15 protein-coding genes and 1 pseudogene are annotated in these 13,669 nt (G+C 37.9%); all 16 read left to right on the top strand.

The genetic code is table 11. The annotated features are described in order from the left end of the window. Positions 1-204 precede the first annotated feature (204 nt). The 16 genes and pseudogenes from EUBREC_RS15400 to EUBREC_RS17595 all read left to right on the top strand — a co-directional run bounded on the left by EUBREC_RS15400 (position 205) and on the right by EUBREC_RS17595 (position 13,429). Complete coding sequence (locus tag EUBREC_RS15400; protein ID WP_012744180.1) at positions 205-663, top strand: DUF6560 family protein; 459 nt, start codon at positions 205-207, stop codon at positions 661-663. Continuing rightward, positions 654-1,694 carry a virulence RhuM family protein gene (locus EUBREC_RS15395; protein WP_012744179.1) on the top strand — a complete coding sequence of 347 codons (1,041 nt, stop codon included), beginning with the start codon at positions 654-656 and terminating at the stop codon, positions 1,692-1,694. The genes EUBREC_RS15400 and EUBREC_RS15395 overlap by 10 nt, the downstream gene beginning before the upstream one ends. 365 nt (positions 1,695-2,059) lie before the next feature. After that, entirely contained in the window at positions 2,060-2,284 is a 225-nt protein-coding gene (locus EUBREC_RS16740; protein ID WP_012744178.1) for a hypothetical protein, read from the top strand. An 817-nt stretch (positions 2,285-3,101) separates the two neighbouring features. Beyond that, positions 3,102-4,496, top strand: coding sequence for a group II intron reverse transcriptase/maturase (gene ltrA / locus EUBREC_RS15380; RefSeq protein ID WP_012743605.1), 1,395 nt, complete (start codon positions 3,102-3,104; stop codon positions 4,494-4,496). 325 nt (positions 4,497-4,821) lie between these two features. Then, on the top strand, positions 4,822-5,439 hold the full coding sequence (locus tag EUBREC_RS18100; RefSeq protein WP_306718534.1) for a hypothetical protein: 618 nt from the start codon (positions 4,822-4,824) through the stop codon (positions 5,437-5,439). 21 nt (positions 5,440-5,460) lie between these two features. Continuing rightward, on the top strand, positions 5,461-5,826 hold the full coding sequence (locus EUBREC_RS15370) for an HIRAN domain-containing protein (RefSeq protein ID WP_012744176.1): 366 nt from the start codon (positions 5,461-5,463) through the stop codon (positions 5,824-5,826). A gap of 32 nt (positions 5,827-5,858) precedes the next feature. Beyond that, on the top strand, positions 5,859-6,455 hold the full coding sequence (locus tag EUBREC_RS15365; protein WP_012744175.1) for a class I SAM-dependent methyltransferase: 597 nt from the start codon (positions 5,859-5,861) through the stop codon (positions 6,453-6,455). Further along, positions 6,425-8,920 carry a DEAD/DEAH box helicase family protein gene (locus EUBREC_RS15360; protein ID WP_012744174.1) on the top strand — a complete coding sequence of 832 codons (2,496 nt, stop codon included), beginning with the start codon at positions 6,425-6,427 and terminating at the stop codon, positions 8,918-8,920. Before EUBREC_RS15365 ends, EUBREC_RS15360 begins: the two co-directional genes overlap by 31 nt. A 36-nt stretch (positions 8,921-8,956) precedes the next feature. Then, positions 8,957-10,342 (top strand): topoisomerase DNA-binding C4 zinc finger domain-containing protein, encoded by a 1,386-nt coding sequence (locus EUBREC_RS15355; protein ID WP_012744173.1) that lies wholly within the window; start codon positions 8,957-8,959, stop codon positions 10,340-10,342. Positions 10,343-10,534: 192 nt separating this feature from the next. Next, positions 10,535-11,164: a hypothetical protein gene (locus EUBREC_RS15350; protein WP_012744172.1), complete on the top strand. Its 630-nt coding sequence runs from the start codon at positions 10,535-10,537 to the stop codon at positions 11,162-11,164. Positions 11,165-11,276: 112 nt separating this feature from the next. Next, a pseudogene (locus EUBREC_RS18335) lies at positions 11,277-11,456 on the top strand (VOC family protein); the annotation flags it as partial. 3 nt (positions 11,457-11,459) lie between these two features. Beyond that, on the top strand, positions 11,460-11,999 hold the full coding sequence (locus EUBREC_RS15345; protein WP_012744171.1) for an O-acetyl-ADP-ribose deacetylase: 540 nt from the start codon (positions 11,460-11,462) through the stop codon (positions 11,997-11,999). 220 nt (positions 12,000-12,219) lie between these two features. Next, positions 12,220-12,348 carry a hypothetical protein gene (locus tag EUBREC_RS18095; RefSeq protein ID WP_012744170.1) on the top strand — a complete coding sequence of 43 codons (129 nt, stop codon included), beginning with the start codon at positions 12,220-12,222 and terminating at the stop codon, positions 12,346-12,348. After that, positions 12,335-12,553 (top strand): hypothetical protein, encoded by a 219-nt coding sequence (locus tag EUBREC_RS15340; RefSeq protein WP_012744169.1) that lies wholly within the window; start codon positions 12,335-12,337, stop codon positions 12,551-12,553. The genes EUBREC_RS18095 and EUBREC_RS15340 overlap by 14 nt, the downstream gene beginning before the upstream one ends. A 124-nt stretch (positions 12,554-12,677) precedes the next feature. Continuing rightward, entirely contained in the window at positions 12,678-13,271 is a 594-nt protein-coding gene (locus EUBREC_RS15335) for a type IV toxin-antitoxin system AbiEi family antitoxin domain-containing protein (RefSeq protein ID WP_012744168.1), read from the top strand. Continuing rightward, the gene (locus EUBREC_RS17595) at positions 13,268-13,429 is read left to right on the top strand and encodes a nucleotidyl transferase AbiEii/AbiGii toxin family protein (protein ID WP_012744167.1); all 162 of its coding nucleotides are present in this window, start codon (positions 13,268-13,270) and stop codon (positions 13,427-13,429) included. The genes EUBREC_RS15335 and EUBREC_RS17595 overlap by 4 nt, the downstream gene beginning before the upstream one ends. The last annotated feature ends 240 nt before the right edge of the window (positions 13,430-13,669 follow it).

The raw sequence follows: 13,669 nt of genomic DNA, 5'->3' as shown, positions 1-13,669 counted from the left end.
ACAGCGCAAATCATGCGCCGTATACCTATATTGATGTTATATTTTTGGGACCTTTATTCTCGTTTATTGGAATCGTGATTTCTATTATCACACGAAAGAGTCGAAAAATATATCCTGCGCTATGGATATCAGGGATTATTAGTTGCATGCTTGGTTTTATAGTATGTATGCTTGTTTTTAGTATGTTGATAGGAGGTTTGATTTGTGGACTATATATGGATTGGAATTAGAACATTCACATATGTAATAATTTTTACTCTTATAAAAATTATCGTTCCTAAATTGTTAGGAAATGTAAAATATAAAAAGGATGAGATGGGAAGAACCTATTTCTCTAAGAAAAAGATTTCTTATTTTCTTTTCGTGATTGCAGTGTTTTTTACAGTGTTATTATCTTTTTTGAGTACTATTCCATCAAATGTTAGTGGGGATGCAAAGATTTACTTAAATGTTGGTATAGTTATTTTTTGTTTATTATGGTATATTTTAAGCATAATGTTTGACGTCTGGTATATTCATTTGGAGCCAACTCAAATAATATATAGAAATTACTTGGGTGCAAAAAAAGTAATAAAAGCAAGTGATATTTATTATTTTGAAAGAAACTCAAATGGCTCGTTAATTATAGTATGTTCTGATAGGAAAGGAAGGGAATGGATATGAACGAAGAATATGGGCTAACTCCTTATGAAACAAGGGAAATCCTGTTTTATAAAACCGATAATGGTGAAGTTCGGGTTGAAATCCTTTTATATCAGGAAAACTTGTGGCTGACGCAGGCAAAGATGGCAGAATTATTTGAAGTGCAAAAGGCGGCTATTTCAAAACATTTGAAAAATATTTTTACATCCGGCGAATTGCAGGAAGAAGCAGTTGTTTCCAAAATGGAAACAACTGCGGCAGACGGCAAGCGGTACAATACAAGCTATTACAATCTGGATGCCATTATTGCTGTCGGATACCGTGTTAATTCTAAAAAGGCTACGATGTTCCGCATTTGGGCAAATCGAGTATTAAAAGAATTTATTATTAAAGGCTATGTGATGGACGATGCACGACTGCGAGAACCAGAAAACCTTTTTGGTAAGGACTATTTTGAGGAACAGTTGGAGCGTATTCGTGATATTCGCTCCAGCGAGCGCCGTTTTTATCAAAAAATCACGGACATTTACTCCCAGTGCAGTGCTGACTATGATGTGAACAGTCCTGTTACAAAAGAGTTTTTTGCCACAGTACAGAATAAGCTTCATTACGCTGTCACTCATCATACGGCGGCTGAGATTGTTTATGGACGAGCCGATAGCACAAAACCAAACATGGGCTTGACAACTTGGAAAAATGCTCCGCAAGGGCGTATTCGCAAGTCGGATGTTTCAATCGCCAAAAACTACTTGAACGAAGAAGAAATGATAAATCTGAATGAGATCGTGACAATGTATCTGGACTATGCCGAAAGACAGGCACGGCGGGGAAATATCATGTATATGCAGGATTGGGTTAATCGTTTGGATGCGTTCCTCCAGTTCAACGAAGAAGATATTTTACATGACAAAGGCAAAGTGACCGCTGCCATCGCAAAGGCGTTTGCAGAAAGTGAATTTGAAAAATTCCGTGTTTTGCAGGACAGAACATATCAGAGTGATTTCGACCGTCTTGTGGCAAATATCGAAGAAAACAGCAAACAAACAAAATAAATCAGGAAACGATGTTTTCATAAAATTCAGCTCCTTTTGTATTGATTTCCAGCGGTTATAAGGCTTTTTGAGTCCTTTCTTACAACTGCTTTTCAATTCACCACAAATGAGCCGCAGTCATATGTATTAGGTGGCAGAAACTACCCTTTGGATTTATCATCGGTGTTTGGAAAAAGTCCAGCATCCGGAAACGCGGAAACTGCTATCCGGCAAAAATTTACGGCTATGTACAAAATACTTCCTATTTAATAAATGGCCGCTACCCACTCAATACCGTTGTCCATTATTTTGATAACTATCATATAGAAAGAGAAGCGATTCTTCCAACCAGTTTCTGTCATGGGTCTTCGCAATATCCTTTGGGCATGACCATAGATATTTTTGAATATCAGGGAAAATATGAATATGATCCAAGCTCGGTACGTTATGAAATTCTTCCGGGCGAACAGGAATTGATGGATAATAAGCCAGTAGAACCTTCAAAGCTGCACATGATCTCAGTTGTCTGCCAGAATTGTGATGCAAGCTACAAAAAGGCGGACGGTTATGCAGAGAAATGTCCTTATTGTAGAAGTTATCAGAATACATAAAAGAGATGTGGCATAAATAGCAAGAACAACAAAAAGAGGACTATAGTTGATATGCTATAGTCCTTGATTTAACTTATTTGTTTAATTTCCCATCTGTCATGTATGGAACCGTGACATCGGCAAACTGCATCTGATTGTAAAAAGCTATAGAATACACTTCATAATGAAGATGTGATTTGTATATACAGGAGTATTGTTATAGTAATACATATGTATATCAAAATGTTAAAAGAATGAATATGGGTATTGAAATAATGGTAAATAATCTGCTAATTTTGATGTGACTATCGTGTATGAGGGAAACAGCGAAGGTAAGAGAAGATAAAGCCAGATAGTTTTGAGGACGTGGGAGAGATTCCGCGTCCTTTTTTGTAGTTGTGCGCCTAGCGGCGCACGTTTCTAACGGGTTAAAGTCCCGAATCCGCCAGGTAGTGGGAAGGATATAGCCGAAGGCAAGGGTGTCCATCGTGAGATGGAATCTGAAGGAAGCTGGATGTGAGGAATATACCAACTCACGGGCAAATCTCTGGTCTGACGAACAGAAATCTCATATGAGGTCATGCATGTGGGTAAGACAGCAACCCATGTTAAAGCCCAATAACTACACGGAATCATGCATGATAAATGAGGCAGATGGATGGAGAGGAAGAAACGTGTGGTACCTAGGGAGGTCTGTGCGGTATGCCTTGAAAGAGGTAACCATTGCATAAAGCAATGCTGAACGCATAGAAGTCAGCAGAGGTCATAGTAGCCGAGAGGTGAAGGACCGAATCAGTAGGAGTCTTGAGTATGACCGAGAAAGGAGGAATGACCGTCTATGGCAGAAAACATTGAAAACAATGGCTGTTCGCAAAGAGATAATGCGGAACATGAAGGGTATGTGAAAGCGTCTAGGTCATTCAATCGGATATGGAAAGAAAGAGACAGTGCACAGCCGAGACTTTTGGAAACGATACTGTATAAAGACAACTTTAACAGAGCGTATAAGAGAGTTAAGGCAAACAAGGGAGCGCCGGGAATTGATGGCATGACCATTGAAGAGGCTCTTCCATATCTAAAGGAACATCAACAAGAGATAACTGACCGCATTTATCGTGGAAAGTATACTCCGTCTCCAGTAAGACGAGTTGAAATTCCCAAACCAGATGGTGGTGTGCGAAAGCTTGGCATACCAACAGTGATAGACCGTACACTTCAACAGGCAATAACCCAACAGTTAGTGCCAATCTATGAACCGCTGTTTGCAGATGGTAGCTATGGCTATCGTCCGAACAGAAGTGCAAAAGATGCAATACTTAAGGTTAAGGAGTATGCAGAACAAGGCTATACATTCGCTGTAGTCCTTGACTTGTCAAAGTACTTCGATACTCTTAATCACGAAATTCTCATCAATCTTCTACGAAAGAATGTAAAAGATGAACGTGTAGTACAGTTGATAAAGCGCTATCTGAAAAGCGGTGTAATGGAAAACGGAGTGGTCATTGACACAGAGGAAGGCTCACCACAAGGTGGAAATCTATCACCATTGCTGGCAAACATCTACCTCAATGAGTTCGACCAGGAATACCTGAAAAGAGGTGTTCCATGCATAAGATATGCAGATGACATCGTGCTTCTTGCAAAGAGCAAGCGAGCATCAGAGAGACTCTTGGAAAGCAGTACAAAATATCTTGAGGAGAGGCTGAAACTTACAGTCAACCGAGAAAAGAGCCGTACAGTCAGCGTGTTTGCAATCCGAAATTTTAAATTCCTTGGCTTTGCATTGGGAAGGAACGGAAAAGGCATATATGTCCGAGTTCATCCGAAGTCATGGAAGAAGTTTAAGTCCAGACTGAAGGAGTTATCTTCCCGTAAGCGATGTCAGTCAATCAAGCCAAGCCTTGAGAAAATCAAAGTATATGCAAGAGGATGGCTTAACTACTACGGAATTGCAAGCATGAAGAACAACATAGATGATATCAACGGATGGCTCTATCACAGAATACGCATGTGCATATGGAAACAGTGGAAGAAACCTAGAACGAAATATAAAAATCTAGTCAAGCTGGGAATCCCAGAACACTATGCGGCAACAATAGCAAACAGTCGCAGAAAGTATTGGTATATCAGCAATAACAAAGCTGTGATTTGGGCGCTGAATAAAGAAAGACTGATAAACAGTGGCTTTTACGATTTAGCCACAGCCTATCAGTCTGTGCACGTCAACTATTGAAAGCGCCGTATACCGAACGGTACGTACGGTGCTGTGAGAGGACGGCGGTTAGTCACCGCCTCCTACTCGATTTATTGCAATAAAGAACAAAGATTCGATGCGCGAGGGCAGACTTTGGGACTCGTAAAATGCTAAGCTATAGCCATCATAAGAAACAAGCATTTAATTTACGAAAACAGGAGGACAGGACAAAATGGAAAAATTTATTTATTGGATAAAAAGGACACTGCATCATTCAAAACAATGCAACAGCTTATGTATGCTGTGCAAATATTATGATGAATGTAAAATCGACGGACCGGTATAATATCAGGAGGTAATACCTATGGCAATGTACGACTGGAATCACAACGGAAAAAATGACATGCAGGACGATTATTTAGAGTATATGATTTACAAGGACTGCACTAATGATAATAATTCAAATACTAATCACAGTTCATATAGCAGCGGCTCATCTTTTGGCATGAATGTGTTCGTAGTAATTGCTGTAATAGCCATATTTGCATTTATTGGTAATGCTATGGAAGAGAGTACACCAAAATGCATAAAGCCGGGATGTAATAATGAACAGACACAAAACAGCAGTTATTGCTACTTGCATAAGCCATATTCAGGCGGATATACATCATCAGGAAGCAGCTCATCAGGAAACAGTTCATCAAGCAGTAGCTCATCTTATTCGGATAAATCATATAATAGCAGCTCAGGCTCTGCAGGTTCATCATCAAATGCATATGACGATGACAATAGCGGAAGCTATTCAGGCGGATCAACAGGTAGTTCATCATATCACAGCAGCTCGAGTTCTTATGATTCATATGATGAAGGATATGATGATATCTATATGAATGGTGACTATGATTATGACAGGTACGACAGTGATGATGACTATGCGGCCGGTGTAGATGATGCAATGGATGAGGATTATGAAGAGTGGTAAAAAAGACAGGAGGACACGACAATGAAAGAAATGTATTTTACAATAGCAGGATGCAACCATTATTACGGAAGCGACTTCATGGAAAAAGGCATGAAGGTCAAGCTTGTCAAGGAGCCGGACAATGAGTATGACAACGAAGCAATACAGGTAAAGATTAAAGGACTTGGCAAGGTAGGCTACGTAGCCAACAGTCCATACACCGTGAAGGGTGAGTCAATGAGTGCAGGCAGACTGTATGACAAAATCGGTGGTAAGGCAAAAGGAAAGATTGTGTTTGTGACAGACGGCGGAGTCATTTGCAAAGTAATCAGAGATGGTAAGGATAAGACGGTGATGATAGAGGAAGACAAAGTAAATGATGAAGATCAGTTAGGTTTTAAAATATAGTTTTTTTCAATGCTTAATGGTATAATAAACTCATGATGAACAAAAACAAAACCTTGGAATATTACAACAAAAATGCAGATAATTTTGCAAAAACAACAATAAATGTGGATTTTTATGAGACACAAAATCGCTTTAGCACGCTGTTGCCGGAGCACGGATATATATTGGATTTTGGCTGTGGTTCAGGAAGAGATACAAAATATTTTTTGGACCAGGGCTTTTATGTAGATGCTACAGATGGTTCAGAGGAAATGTGTCATATCGCAAGCAATTACACAGGAATACAAGTCAGAAGGCTGCTATTTGAAGAACTTGACGAGAACAAAAAATATGATGGCATATGGGCCTGCTCGTCAATACTTCATCTTCCTAAGAATGAACTTAAAGCCGTGTTTATGAAAATGCTTAAAGCATTAAAGGAAGACGGCATAATCTACACATCCTTTAAGTATGGTGACTTTGAAGGAGAAAGAAATGGCCGCTATTTCACAGATTTCACGGAAAAGACATTTGAAGAGTTTGTTGGTGAAATAGATAATCTGCAACTAAAGGAAGAGTGGATTACAGGCGATGTAAGACCGGGGCGGGGAGAAGAAAAATGGCTGAACGTAATACTGCAGAAGAATTAGATGATGTATATGAAATAAAATATTCGACAGATGCAATGACCGGAGGCGCGGATAAGAGAATGTATCTGTACTTTCAGCTAGCAGACAGTATAAAAAAGGCTGACAGTGTGGATATTATTGTTTCGTTCCTGATGGAATCAGGCGTGAAAATGCTGCTCGGTGAGCTTGATAATGCACTAAAACGTGGTGCAAAAATCAGGATTCTGACAGGAAACTATCTTGGCATTACGCAGCCATCAGCACTGTATCTCATAAAGCATAAGCTTGGTGACCAGATCGATTTGCGCTTTTATAATGAGAAAAACCGTTCATTTCATCCAAAATCATATATGTTTCATTACAAGGATTACAGTGAGCTATACATTGGTTCCTCTAATATTTCAAGAAGTGCACTGACATCCGGTATCGAGTGGAATTACAGATTCAGCAATAAAACAGATCCGATTAATTATGAGAAGTTTTACAATACTTTTGTAGACTTATTCGAAAATCATTCCATAGTAATAGACGATGAAGAACTGAAAAAATATTCAAAGAACTGGCACCGTCCGGCAGTATCAAAGGACTTGGACAGATACGATTTGAAGGACGATAAAGAGACATCAAATCAGATACCACTATTTGAGCCGAGAGGCGCGCAGATAGAGGCTTTGTGTGCGCTTGAAAATACGAGAGCGGAGGGCGCAAGGAGAGCATTGGTTCAGGCTGCAACCGGTGTCGGAAAAACATATCTTGCGGCGTTTGATTCAAAAAATTATGAGAGAGTTTTGTTTGTTGCACACCGCGAGGAAATATTAAAGCAGGCTGCAGAATCATTTAAAAATGTACGTGATTCAGATGATTACGGATTCTTTAACGGAGATAGTAAATGCACTGAAAAGTCGGTGATTTTTGCGTCAGTAGCGACTCTTGGCAGAGTGGAATATCTGAATGAAAATTACTTTGCACCGGATTATTTTACATATGTTGTGATTGATGAATTCCACCATGCTGTTAATGAACAGTATCAGAGAATTGTTGATTATTTTAAGCCAAAATTTCTACTGGGACTCACCGCGACTCCGGAGAGAATGGACGGAAAAAATATCTATGAAATCTGCGATTACAATGTGCCATATGAGATTTCGCTAAAGGAAGCAATCAACAAAGGAATGCTTGTGCCGTTTCATTATTATGGAATCTTTGATGAAACAGATTATTCAAAGCTGCATATAGTAAGAGGCAGATATGATGAAAAGGAATTAAATGAAACCTATATAGGCAACGTTCGCAGATATGAGCTGATTTACAAATATTATTGTAAATACGGCTCAAGGCAGGCGCTTGGTTTCTGCTGTTCAAGGGAGCATGCAAGGGAGATGGCAAAAGAATTTTCAAAAAGGGGAATACCATCTGTAGCAGTGTTCAGCGATGCAAGCGGCGAATACACAGAGGATAGAAATGTAGCTATTAGGCAGCTTAAGCAGGGCAAAATCAGAGTGATTTTTTCAGTGGATATGTTTAATGAAGGTGTGGATATCACATCAGTTGATATGGTAATGTTCCTCAGGCCTACGGAATCTCCGATAGTTTTTCTCCAGCAGCTTGGAAGAGGACTCCGTAAATGCAGAGGAAAAGAGTTTCTGACTGTGCTTGATTTTATCGGCAATTATGAGAAGGCGGGCAGAGTGCGTTTTCTTCTGTCAGACAGGAGTAATCAGCATGCAGGTGTGTATAATCCGTCAGATACATCAGCTTTTCCGGATGATTGTCTGGTAGATTTTGATATGAAGCTGATTGATCTTTTTGCGGAAATGGACAGAAAACATTTAAAGCTTAAAGACCAGATAATTAATGAATATTTCAGGGTTAAGGAGCTTCTCGGAAGGCGCCCGGACAGAATGGATTTGTTCACATATATGGATGATGGAATTTATGAAATAGCCATTGCTCATTCAAAGGATAATCCATTTAAGAAATATCTCGAATTTCTTAAAGAACTGGATGAGCTTAATCAGGATGAAGAGTTTTTTTACAAAGGAATAGGAAGAGAATTTATCAGTCTGCTTGAAAATACAAGCATGTCAAAGGTGTATAAAATGCCGGTGCTTATGGCTTTTTATAATCATGGAAATATCCTGATGGAGGTGTCGGAAGAGCAGCTGCTTTCAAGCTGGAAGGAGTTCTTTTCAACCGGAACCAACTGGAAAGATCTCGATAAAAATATGACTATTCAAAAATACAATTCCATATCGGATAAGGAACATTTAAAGAAGATTCTATCTATGCCGGTGCATTTCCTTTTGGAGTCGGGAAAGGGATTTTTTGTGAAAAAAGATGGTGTGGCAATCGGGCTTAGAGAAGAGCTGAGACCGCTAATTGATAATCCGGTAATGGTTTGTCAGATGAAGGATGTGATTGATTATAGGGCTATGGACTATTATCAGAGGAGATATAGGCAGTCACAGGAAGATGGAGAAGTATAATGTAAACTTATGAAGCAGTTAGGGGGATGAAATCATATGGCTCAAAGAACAGTGGCATTATGTGATGGAAAATTTATAGGAATTGAATCAATTTATACCGTCATAGATGGTAAACAAATTAATATTCCGGACAAACTTGAACAGCTTCGAGCAAAAAGCCGTAATAATGAGTTGTTCTGTCCTTGTGGCTGTGGAGCAAATCTTGTACTGGTGGCAGGTGAACGAAATTTAAGAGAACAGCATTTTAGAATAAAAGAGGGTTTTGATGGTATATGTCAGATGCCCGTTGAAGGAATTAATTCAATTGATTCAAAGATTGCTCTAAAATGTTGGCTGGAGGATAAACTGCATACAGATGATATTGAAAGCAGGGTTCCTATAAGAACTGTATCTGAGTCTGAAAGAAAATATGAATTTACATTTATGTCAGCGAAAAAGAAGGTAGCTTTATCTTTTTGCAATGAATACCGTAATTTATCTGATGATAAATTTACTATTCTTGAACAGCATAGCAATGGTAATTCAATTATTTATGTTGCGTCAGGGGATAAATCCGAAACAAATGGACAGTACCCGGAAGGGTTAATGAAAATTCAGAAGAGACAGGGCTATTGCCTGCTTTTAAATGTAGATGGAGCTGATTATTCAAAGGCTGAGTTGACAGTTGTATATTATGAAAAAAATGCTGATGGAGTATGGGAAAAAGTCAATATAGCAAGAGATAAATTAAGTAAATTTGACATATCAGATTCATCACAGATAATGTATCATAATCATTCGCTGTCTGATATGTTAAAGGAAAAACAACTGGAGTTTAATAAGCATAAGCAGGCAATTATTTATCAGCGTGAGTTGGATAAGATACATGCTGAAGAAGCCTGGAGAGCTGACGAGGAACGAAGAAAACAGGCTAGAATAAAAGCTGAAAAAGATAGAAAGGCAGAACTTGAGCGTAGAGAAAAAGAAAGAATAGAGCAGGAAAAAATTGCTGCTGAGAAAAAAGAACAAGCCCGAATGGAACAAGAAAGAGTTGAGGTTGAAAAAAGACAGAAGAGACAGGAATTCCTAAAAGTCATAAATAGTGGTGATTGTCCGGAAGATAGGGTTTTAACTGATGAAGGAGGACGCAGATGGGTACTGTGCGAGTTCTGTGGAAAATTTGCTCCGGCAAGTGCATTTGCTTCATATGGTGGTTTCGGAAAATTAAATAAAGGGAAGTGCTATGAATGCTCAAGAAATCCGAATATAAATACAGAAGTAAATGTCTCAGAGGAAAAAGCAAGACAAAAGCAAAGATATGATCCTAATATATGTCCTGAATGTGGTGGACGTTTGCGATTAATACAAGGTCCTTTTGGTAAATTTATGGGATGCGAGAATTATCCTACGTGTAAATTTAATAGAAGAGTAAGAAAAAAATAGGAACGTTAGAGTTCGAACTGTGCTTATTGTTTTGTATAGAGGGAAAATTAAATGGCTGATTCGAATGTACAAATTGAAGAAGTATATAAAAGAGTACCATTTTTCCCAACTAATTGGAACACTCTATAACAGAGAGATAACTTTAAATTTGTGATATAATAATTGACATTACAGAGAGAAAAAGAGGAAATAATGAAATTAATTACTTTGACATGTCCAAAATGTGGAGCTCAAATGGAAGTTAATCCTGAGCTCGAAGCAATAATATGTAATTACTGTGGAAATAAAATGTTGATAGATAGAGAAGTTGTTGAACAAAAAATTACTGGTGGCTTTGAATTTGGATATCAACAGGAACAAGGAAGATTAAAAGCTCAGCAGGAGGAACAACAAAAAAGAATCCGTGAAGAAGAAAAAGAAGCAAGAAAGAATGAAATTCTATATCAGAGGAAAAAAAGAGAGGAGATTATTCTCTCATATGGTAAAGATATTCGCAATATAAGTATTGGTCTAATGATTATTGCTATATTAATATCTGTTATTTTATTTGGGAAACTTGATGGCACGATAGATAAAGCAATGGGAGTAGTTTCAGGACTTGTTCATGTAGTAATTTCATTGGCAGTTATTGTTCTTATAAACAAAATAAGTCTGGAACGGTTGCTGTTTATAACTGTATTTGGAATTGTTGATCTGATATTTAGTATATTTGCAGTAATGAGTTTTGGATGGTGTTTTGTATATACTGTTGTAGATATTGTAATTATATTTCACGCAATCAAAGCATATAGAGTTTTAAGACGCAGAATGGATATGGAGTAGATAAATATTTTATTGTTTACATTATTCATGAAAAAATGACCATATAAATAATAAGGCATAGAATATAGTTGATGAGACAGCTGCTAAGTATATTGAGTTTGAGCGGTGTAATGAAGATAATGATATCGAAGGTGTAGTTAAAAAGCTGGAGTTAGAGAAGTATGAGGTCAGATATGCTACAGCACTGACAGAACTTGACGGAGGACAGAAGCTTGTAAGATTTTATGATCCGTCCGGCAATCTAATAGAGATTCGTACACCATGGGATAAATTGGGAATAGAGAGTGATTAGGATATGATAAGGACAGTAAAAGGCGATATTACAAAAATTAGAGATGTGCAGGCAATTGTAAATGCAGCAAACAACTCGCTTCTTGGTGGAGGCGGTGTAGATGGTGCTATTCACAGAGCCGCAGGACCGGAACTTCTGGCAGAGTGCAGGACACTTCACGGATGTGAAACAGGAGAAGCAAAGATAACAAAAGCCTATAATTTACCATGTGATTATGTTATTCATACTGTAGGACCGATATGGAATGGAGGAAGGAATAGAGAAGAGGAGCTTCTTGCTAACTGCTATTTTAATTCCATGAAGCTGGCAATGGATAATGGAATAAGGTCTATTGCATTTCCTTCCATATCAACGGGAGCTTATGGTTTTCCGGTTGAGTTGGCAGCAAATATTGCAGTACATACAGTAAACAGGTTCTTGCAGGATAATCTGAACAGCTTCGATTTGGTGGAATGGGTGCTGTTTGATACTCATACTGAATCGGTGTACGAAGCTGCGGAAAAATCATACATGGAAGATGAAAGTGATGATTTTGATTTTTGATTAAAGTTTTGATTGAGTATTTTGGAACAAAGATTCGAATTGCGAGGGCAGACTTTGGGACTCGTAAAGTCATATACTAAAGACAATCAAAGAGCTGATATCATTTGCAACTAATAAGGGAGTGTGTGATTATGAGAAATAACAGAAATTCTATCGTAGAAAACGTAATTTTGTTTCTGGTAGCTATTGGAGTATTTGCTATAATAGGTGGATTAGCAGGATGGATACGGTGGAGATGAAAGCTTTCCACATGATGGAAAACAGGGAAGATGTGGCTGTGGCGAGGGCTACAGTTGGGATGATAATGATGGCAAATTCAAAAGAAGGTGGTCAGAGTGGGACTATTTAAGAAAAAGACAGTTACAAAGGCATATGATAAAGAAAATAAGAAACCGGTAATCAAAGCGAGCATATGTAATGGTGAGCAGGTTGCCGGCTTTAAGAACATTCATACAGGTAAGATAGAAGAAGTTATGCTGATTAAGAACCAGGCAGACCTTGATGCATTCAAGAAAATGTATGGAATAGATGGAGAGATAGAGAAGGAATATTAAACGAGGTATTTGAAGTTATGTTATCTTTTACTTCTGCAAGCATATAAGGATTATATTTACCTTTACACTTAAATATGATAAAATTTAAGCATAAAAGTAAATAACTATGATAAGGAGGCCAACTATGTCAACATCAGATATTTTGGAATCGCTAATTGAAAAAGACAATGGATATTTGATTACATCGAAGGCCGTTGAATCAGGTGTATCTAAGCCATCTGTCTCAAAATACGTCAGAGAGCATGACATGGAAAAAGTAGCACATGGCATTTATATTTTAGATGATGTGTGGCCAGATGAGTTGTTTGTACTCCAGCAACGAAATAAGAATATTATTTATTCGGGCGAGACCGCCCTTTATTTGCATGGTCTTATCGACAGAGAATACAGTCATATTTGTTTCACTGTTCCTACTGGGTATAATGCTACACATATCAAAAAGAAAAACAAAGAAGTTCGTTATGCAAACCCAGAGATTCTTGATATGGGGACCTGTGAAATCCCGTCAAGCAGCGGTAATTTGGTTAAAGTATATGACAAGGAAAGATGTATTTGCGATTTGATTAAAGATCGAAAGAAATATGAAATTCAGTTATATCAGACAGCAATCAAGGAATATATGTCCTCGAAGGAAAAGAATCTATCAAGATTGATTGAGTATGCGGTTAAACTTGGAGTAAGGGATGAAGTGATGATGTATGTGGAGATAATGGTATGATTCATACAGCGAAACAACTTAAAGACAAAGTAAAAAACATGTCTGGCGGGAATAGTGAAGTTTTGTCGTATAATCTTGAAACTCTTCTTGCGGAAAAGATGCAGACGATTTTGGCAAGAGGACTTGCGAATACCAGAATGAAGAATTTTAATATTTAAGAGTTTGTTTTATAGGCAATGTTAGCAGATATGAGCTGATTTACAAATATTACTGCAAATATTGCTCAAGGCAGCATGCAAGGGAGATGGAAAAATCAGAGTGATTTTTTTCGTAGGAAGATTAATATCGCTTATTTTTATATTTTATTTGCAAAGTCATATTCTCTCAGCAAAGTTTATGGATTTGAGAGAGATAAAACGTATAAAAGGTGGATCGCTATTGACGAAAATATAGTAAAA

The organism is Agathobacter rectalis ATCC 33656, assembly GCF_000020605.1.
GTDB classification, from domain to species: domain Bacteria; phylum Bacillota; class Clostridia; order Lachnospirales; family Lachnospiraceae; genus Roseburia; species Roseburia rectalis.
Note: the sequence above shows the minus strand (reverse complement) of the source record. Positions and strands in the feature narration are given on the sequence as shown.

What these genes read in the sequence shown, in the direction of transcription:
- EUBREC_RS15360 (WP_012744174.1), top strand. Translation starts at nt 6,425, where the DNA reads ATGGCTGAACGTAATACTGCAGAAGAATTAGATGATGTATATGAAATA.
- EUBREC_RS15345 (WP_012744171.1), top strand. Translation starts at nt 11,460, where the DNA reads ATGATAAGGACAGTAAAAGGCGATATTACAAAAATTAGAGATGTGCAG.
- EUBREC_RS15395 (WP_012744179.1), top strand. Translation starts at nt 654, where the DNA reads ATGGATATGAACGAAGAATATGGGCTAACTCCTTATGAAACAAGGGAA.
- EUBREC_RS16740 (WP_012744178.1), top strand. Translation starts at nt 2,060, where the DNA reads ATGACCATAGATATTTTTGAATATCAGGGAAAATATGAATATGATCCA.
- ltrA (WP_012743605.1), top strand. Translation starts at nt 3,102, where the DNA reads ATGGCAGAAAACATTGAAAACAATGGCTGTTCGCAAAGAGATAATGCG.
- EUBREC_RS15355 (WP_012744173.1), top strand. Translation starts at nt 8,957, where the DNA reads ATGGCTCAAAGAACAGTGGCATTATGTGATGGAAAATTTATAGGAATT.
- EUBREC_RS15350 (WP_012744172.1), top strand. Translation starts at nt 10,535, where the DNA reads ATGAAATTAATTACTTTGACATGTCCAAAATGTGGAGCTCAAATGGAA.
- EUBREC_RS18100 (WP_306718534.1), top strand. Translation starts at nt 4,822, where the DNA reads ATGGCAATGTACGACTGGAATCACAACGGAAAAAATGACATGCAGGAC.
- EUBREC_RS15335 (WP_012744168.1), top strand. Translation starts at nt 12,678, where the DNA reads ATGTCAACATCAGATATTTTGGAATCGCTAATTGAAAAAGACAATGGA.
- EUBREC_RS17595 (WP_012744167.1), top strand. Translation starts at nt 13,268, where the DNA reads ATGATTCATACAGCGAAACAACTTAAAGACAAAGTAAAAAACATGTCT.
- EUBREC_RS15370 (WP_012744176.1), top strand. Translation starts at nt 5,461, where the DNA reads ATGAAAGAAATGTATTTTACAATAGCAGGATGCAACCATTATTACGGA.
- EUBREC_RS18095 (WP_012744170.1), top strand. Translation starts at nt 12,220, where the DNA reads ATGGATACGGTGGAGATGAAAGCTTTCCACATGATGGAAAACAGGGAA.
- EUBREC_RS15365 (WP_012744175.1), top strand. Translation starts at nt 5,859, where the DNA reads ATGATGAACAAAAACAAAACCTTGGAATATTACAACAAAAATGCAGAT.